The organism is Ciceribacter ferrooxidans (assembly GCF_004137355.1).
In the GTDB taxonomy this organism is placed as follows: domain Bacteria; phylum Pseudomonadota; class Alphaproteobacteria; order Rhizobiales; family Rhizobiaceae; genus Allorhizobium; species Allorhizobium ferrooxidans.
Genome location: NZ_SDVB01000028.1, coordinates 1 through 261 on the forward strand (window position 1 = coordinate 1; position 261 = coordinate 261).

Below are 261 nucleotides of genomic sequence, written 5' to 3' on the forward strand. Positions count from 1 at the left end.
GGATGGCGGCGTTCATCGCCGCCGGCTACAAGACTCCACTCACCGCGGTAGTCTTCGTAGCCGAGACCACGGGCGGCCATTCGTTCATCATTCCAAGTCTGGTCGGCGCGGCAATCGCCTATGCGGTTTCGGGAGAAGCCTCGGTCTCCGGCGGCCAGCATCTGCATGAACTCGCGCGCATAGAGGGCCTCAGCAACATGCAAGTGCGGGACGTCATGCAGAAGCGGGTGGTAAGCGCGCAGGCCGGTGCGACGGTGCGAG

At 64.4% G+C, this 261-nt stretch carries 1 protein-coding gene; it reads left to right on the forward strand.

Annotated features, from left to right (window positions below):
* A partial coding sequence (locus tag EUU22_RS00290) for a chloride channel protein (RefSeq protein ID WP_205687799.1) occupies nucleotides 1–261 on the forward strand: 261 nt, incomplete at both ends.